General features: G+C 74.8%; 4 protein-coding genes. 3 read left to right on the plus strand and 1 reads right to left on the minus strand.

Going from position 1 to position 5,960, the window contains the following annotated elements; all coding sequences use genetic code 11:
• Positions 1 to 1,629, plus strand: a 1,629-nt coding sequence (locus ABT106_RS30725; protein ID WP_502979531.1) for an OTU domain-containing protein, incomplete at its 5' end; no start/stop codon positions are given.
• Here ABT106_RS30725 and ABT106_RS30730 read toward each other — a convergent pair.
• Positions 1,630 to 1,986 (minus strand): hypothetical protein, encoded by a 357-nt coding sequence (locus ABT106_RS30730; RefSeq protein ID WP_351284005.1) that lies wholly within the window; start codon positions 1,984 to 1,986, stop codon positions 1,630 to 1,632.
• Between the two features lie 525 nt (positions 1,987 to 2,511).
• Between ABT106_RS30730 and ABT106_RS30735 the strand changes: the two genes are divergently transcribed.
• Both ABT106_RS30735 and ABT106_RS30740 read left to right on the plus strand, forming a co-directional pair.
• Complete coding sequence (locus ABT106_RS30735) at positions 2,512 to 3,735, plus strand: zinc metalloprotease (RefSeq protein WP_351284008.1); 1,224 nt, start codon at positions 2,512 to 2,514, stop codon at positions 3,733 to 3,735.
• Between the two features lie 35 nt (positions 3,736 to 3,770).
• Positions 3,771 to 5,903 carry a tetratricopeptide repeat protein gene (locus tag ABT106_RS30740; RefSeq protein ID WP_351284010.1) on the plus strand — a complete coding sequence of 711 codons (2,133 nt, stop codon included), beginning with the start codon at positions 3,771 to 3,773 and terminating at the stop codon, positions 5,901 to 5,903.
• Positions 5,904 to 5,960 lie beyond the last annotated feature (57 nt).

Genomic DNA, 5,960 nt, shown 5'->3' on the forward strand with positions numbered 1-5,960 from the left:
CTCACCGGTCCCGCCCGCGCGGAGGCCACCGCCCGCGCCGCCCTCGCCAGGGCGTCCGCCCGGTCCACGGCGGCCGACGTCGCCTTCGACGCCCGCCGCGCCGAACTGGACGCCCTCGCCCGGACGGCGGAGACCGCCGCCGCCGCACTCGGCCGGGTGCGCGCCGCCACCGACCGGCTCACCCGCTGGCACCAGCTCGCCGCCACCGCCGAAGGGCGCCGCCGCCTCGCGGGCCTCGCGGAGCCGGCGCCGGTGACGTACACGCCCCCTCCCGGGCCCCCGCGAGCCGCCGCGCCGCCCTTGGTGCCGCGCTACACCCCGTCCGCCGACGGGGCCCGGCTGACCTCGCCCGACGGCGCCGCGTACACCGTGCACGAGGTGCCCCGGGACGGCGACGCCTTCTTCCACGCGCTCGCCGAGGGGCTCGCCAGGACGGCGCCCGAGCTCCTGGCCCGGCACACGATCGACCCGGGTGACCTGCGGACCCCCCGGGCCCTGCGCCGGCTCATCGCCGCCCGCCTGACCGACCCCGCCGACGCCGACCTCCTCGCCGTCGTCGCCCCGGACGACACCGACGTCTTCACCGCCGCCGAGATCGACGCCACCGGGCCCGCCCCGGACCTCGCCGCCGGTACGCCCGGCCGCCGGGAGTTCGACCAGCTCGGTGTCGTCCCGCACGCCGCCGCCCTGGACGGCGCAGCCCGCGCCGTCCTCGGGACCGCCCAGCTGGAACGGCCCGGGGACGCCGACGACGACGCCGGCTGGGACCACGCCGCCGCCGACCTCCTGCCCCTCCTCGCCGCCCGTACCTTCGGCGTCGACGTGACCGTGGTGCGCGGCGACGGCACCTTCCAGACGTTCACGCCCCGCGCGTCCCCGTCCCCGGCCTCCCCGTCTGCGGACCCCGCGTCTGCCGACCCCGCGTTGCCCGACCCCGCACCCGCGGCCGCCGCCTCCCGGGCCCCGGCTCCCGGCCGGCGCGCGGGATCCCACCGCCTCCGCGGGCTCGTCGACGATCCGGAAGCCCCCGTCCCCCACGTCGTCCTGTTCCTGGACGACCGCCACTACCGCCTCGCCGTGGCGGACCCCGCCCGCCCCCTGCCGGTCCCGGCACCGCTGCCCGCTGCCCCGCCGCCCGCTGTCGGGCCCGGGGCCGCCGGGCCCCTCCTCCCGGGTCCGGCGGACCGGCCCCCGACCGGGCCGGAGGCCACCGGCACAGCACCCGACCGGGGGGAGACCCTCCCCGTCGGGGGAACCGGCCACGGCTCCTTCGCGGAGGTGCTGCTCGCGGCGCTCGGCGACGGGAACGGGCTGCTCGACCGCCGCCGGCAGGTCCCCGTGGCCGAACTCGCGGGCACGGACGTTATTCTGACCGCCGGTCAGGCAGCCCACGCGGTGCTGCTCGGAGGCTCGCTGAGCGTCGGGGAGCTGGGCCTCACTCCGCTCCAGCACCTCCGCTGGCTGCTGGCGGGCCCGGCCGATCTCGCCGCCGCCGCGGAGGTCCTCGGAATCGCCATCGAGGTCACGGTGCCAGGGCGCCGGCCCCACCGGTACGGATCCGGCCCCGGGGAACCCGTACGGCTGCGCTACGACGGCCTGCGCTATGCGGTCGCGCCCCAACTCTCCTGATCAGAAAGCCTGTTGAGGGCTGTGAAACCCTGCCTCGGCCCCCGGCGCGGCGGCGCCGGGCGGCAGCGCGGCCTCCCGGAGCACCGCGACCGCGTGCAGGGTGCCACCGGTGCGGCCGGCCAGCAGACCCCGGGGGGTGTGGACGCTCCACAGTGCGTCGGAGGACGGCTCGGCCCTGCCGGCGGGGAAGGGCCGGGTGATGTCGGTGATGTCCTGGATGACGACCGCGCCGCCGGAGTTCACGGCGCTGTAGCAGCGTCCCATGCACTTGAAGACCCAGGGGTGCGCACTGATCTCGCCGAGTCCCAGGGCGCTCCCACCCTGATCGGGCTTGGCGCCGGGAACCAGACCCAGCATGACGCCTCCCTTACGCAGTGTGTCCGAAGTGCGTCCCATGGTAGTCGCCGTGCGGGCGGCGACACCTTCCGTCCGGTAAAGGGACGGGCTGGAAACCCCTTGGATTTCACCAGGTCCCGCACGCGGGACGGGCCGCCCGTCGTTCTCCCCGGTTTCCCCGGCGTGCCGGGACGCGCGCACGCCTCGTGAGGCGGTTTGGCGGCCTTTTGGGGAAACGATGGCGGCCCTCGCCAGGATGAGCCCGTCCGCATCATCCACTGGTTGAAGGAGGTGTCCTGATGAAGAAGATCCAGGTACGCAAGGCCGGTCCGGTCCGCCTGACCTCGTCTGCTTGCAGCGTCTACACGAACCCCAACTGATCCCCGATCAGTTGAGCCCTGGCCCCTAGCACGTCAGGGCCACGGCGCCGTCGTGCCTGCGGGCGGCCCGGGGCGACCCAGGCCGCCTCCCCGGCACGACGGCGCCTCCCGGGAAGGCGGTCACCCCGCCCGTGCCGGGTCCGGACCGGAAGCCGAGGGAGACCCCATGCCGGAGCACGGCATCCGCAGCACGGCCGACACGCCGCTGCCGTTCCACACGCTGGTCTACCTGGAGGACGGCGAGGACGTCACCATCGGCCGGCCCGACACGGACTCCTACGCGATCTTCCCCACCGACGGGGCCCACCTCGTGCGCCGCCTGGCCGACGGGGCCACACCGGCGCAGGCCGCCGACTGGTACGCCGCCGAGTACGGCGAGCAGGTCGACGTGGAGGACATCATCGGAGCCCTGCGCGAGCTGGGGTTCGTCCGCGAGGACGGCGAGGAGCCCGCGGAAGCGGAGCCGGTGCGCTGGCAGCGGCTCGGCCGCGCGATGTTCTCGCCGCTCGCCTGGGTCTGCTACGCCCTCGTCGTGGCCTGGGCGCTGCTGCGCACGTTCCAGTCGCCGGACCTCGTTCCGACGGCCGAGGACCTGCTGTTCAGCGACTACTACGCGGTGATCAGCCTCGTGCTGCTGGTCGCCGCCGTTCCCCTGATCGCCGTCCACGAGGCGTTCCACGCCCTGGCCGCACGACGGCTCGGCGTCCGCTCACGGACCCGGCTCTCGTACCGCTTCTACTTCCTGGTGGTGGAAACCGCCCTGGACGGCCTGGTCGCCGTCGAGCGCAGGAAGCGCTACCTGCCGATCGTGGCCGGAATGGTCGCCGACTGCGTCCTCCTCGGCCTGCTCATCACGGTGGCGGACGTGTCCCGGGGCCCCGGCGGGGCCGAAACGGTCACCAGCCGGGTGTGCCTCGCTCTGGCCTTCGCCGCCCTGCTGCGCCTGCTGTGGCAGTTCTTCCTCTACCTCCGCACCGACGTCTACGTACTGATCACGACCCTGCTCGGCTGCGTGGACCTGCACACCACCTCCGTGCGCCTGCTGCGCAACCGGTTCCTGCGGTGGACCGGGCGGACCGACCGGCTGGCCGACGAGTCCCAATGGCACCCGGTGGACCGCCGGGCGGCACGCTGGTACTCCTGGCTCATCGTGGCCGGCTACACCGTCAGCCTCGGCACCTTCGTGCTCGCGCTCGCCCCGGTCTTCGTCCGGATGGTCTCCGGCGCGATCGACCGCTTCGGCGCCGCAGAGGGGTCGAGCTGGACCGAACTCCTTGACTCCTCTGCCTTCCTGTTCCTGACCTTCGGCCAGATCGCCCTCACCCTCTGGATCGCCGCCAGGGAACGCGTGCGCGCCCGACGGTCCAGGACCCACCACGTCATCGACTGACGCGCCCCCCGTCGGCCCCCGTGAAAGGTACGTTCATGACCGGCCACTACTGGATATCGGCTCCCCGGCGCCGTGAGCGCGACCTGCTGCGGGCCGGCCTCGCACTGCCCTCCCCGCTGACGGTCGTGGACGCGCACCGGCGCCTCCGGGGCCCCTACACGGCGGCCGGTGAGCTGCTGCGTCAAGTGGCGCCCGAAGCGCTGCGCCGACGGCCGGAGCTGGCCGCCCGCCACTACATCGAACTCCAGGAGAGCACGCCGGAGCTGGCGCCCCTGGTGCCGGCGAAGGAGAGGGCGCTGGAGCAGAACGCCAAGGCGCCGGGTGAGGCGACCAGGTACCCGGCCCGGCTGCACTCGCTGCGGGTCGCGCACGGCCTCGTGGACTTCCTGCTCGCCGCACTGCCCGGCGGCGCGGACGGTCCGCGCACCCTCGTGGTGGAGAACGTCCACCACGCGGACGTCACCGACCGGGAGTTCCTCGCCGCCGCGCTGCGGCGCATCCCCGCGGAGTTGCTGACCCTCGTCGTCGGCACCGACACCGACACCCTCGCCGACCCTCCCGGCATGGTCTCGGTCTCCCTCCCCTCGGAACTCGCGACCCGGACCACCCGCATCCACGGCCCGGGCACCGCTTCCGGCCCCGGGCCCGACGGCGCGGACGGCCGTACGCGGACGCCGCTCCAGGAGGCCGCCCGGTACGTCGAGGGGGACTGTGTCGACGACGACCCCGCACCGCACGCCGCGTACCGGGCGATCGGCGACGCCGAGCGCGCCGGCCTGCACGACCGCAGGGCCGCGGCACTGGCCTCCCGGGCGGAGGCGGAACCGTCCCTGAAGCTCGGCGCCCTGCCGTACCACCTGCTGCGCGGCAGCGACGGCGACGGAGCCGGTCTCGACGCCCTGAGGTGGGCCCAGGCCCGCTGCAAGTACTTCGGCTTCTACCACGCCGCCGCAGAGATGGGCGAGGAGGGCCGCCACCGGGCGGACCCGGTCACCCGTCCCGAGCTGTGGTGGCCCTTCACCCGGGAGACGGGCGTGTGCCTGGCCGCCGCCGGGCGGCCGGAGGAGTCGGCCGCGGTCCAGGAGGAGGCGCGGGCGGCGACCGCCGTGCCCAAGCACCACATGGCCCTCGCCTACGAGACGGGCATGCTCTACGCCCGCCACTTCCCGCCCGAACTGCGCGACGACCGGCGGGCCAGGGCGTACGTCAACCAGGCCATCGCCATCTCGGACCTGCTGCCCGACCTCAAGGAGCGCGCGTTCTACTCGGTGTTCAACCGCAATGGGCTCGCCCTGGTCGAGGTCAGGGCCGGCCGGCCCGACGAGGCGCTGCGGCTGCTCGACGAGGGGATCGAGCGGCTGGACCGCGAACTGGGCATCGGCGAGCGGACCTGGCACCGCGTGGGCCTGCGCTACAACCGGGCCCAGGTGAACGGCATGAGCGGCCGCCTGGAGGAGGCGCTGGCCGACTACGCCTCGATCATCGACGCGGACAGCGACTTCGCCGACCACTACTTCAACCGCGGCAGCATGCTGCGCCGCCTGGGCCGCATCGAAGAGGCCATCGCCGACTACGAGCGGGCCCTGGCCCTGGAACCGCCCTTCCCCGAGGCGCACTACAACCGGGGCGAGGCCCTGATGGAACTCGGTGACACCGAGGGAGCACGGGCCGACTTCGACCGGACGCTGGAACTGGAGCCCGGCCACCTGGAGGCGCTGCTCGCGCGCGCGGGCCTGCTGGCCGACCGGGGCGAGGACCGGGCCGCACTGGACGACGTGACGGCCGGACTGCTGCTCGACCCCGAACACCCGCACCTGCTCTGTCTGCGGGGACGCCTGTGGGGCGAGGAGGGCCGTACGGCCGAGGCGCGCGCCTCCCTGTCCGAGGCCCTGCGCTTCGATCCCGAGCTGGCCGAGGCGTGGGCGATCAAGGCCGAACTCGCCTTCCTGGAAGGCGACCTGGCCGGGGCGCTGGCCGACTTCGACCGTGCGGTGGACCTCGAAGGCCGGCCCGACTTCCGGTTCAACCGGGGCGTGGTGCACGAAGCGGCGGGCAGCTTCGAACAGGCCGTGGCCGACTTCGAGGCGGTCCTGGCCGTGACCGACGACTCCGAGGCACGGAGCCGTCGGGAGACCTGCCTGCGCGCGGCCGAGCGCGCTCACGCGTAGGAGGGCGGGTGAACCGGCCGCTGAGGGCGGGGGCCGGCCGGGCCCGGGCCGACGGCC

Source organism: Streptomyces sp. NPDC002044 (genome assembly GCF_040296725.1).
Classification (GTDB): domain Bacteria; phylum Actinomycetota; class Actinomycetes; order Streptomycetales; family Streptomycetaceae; genus Streptomyces; species Streptomyces antarcticus.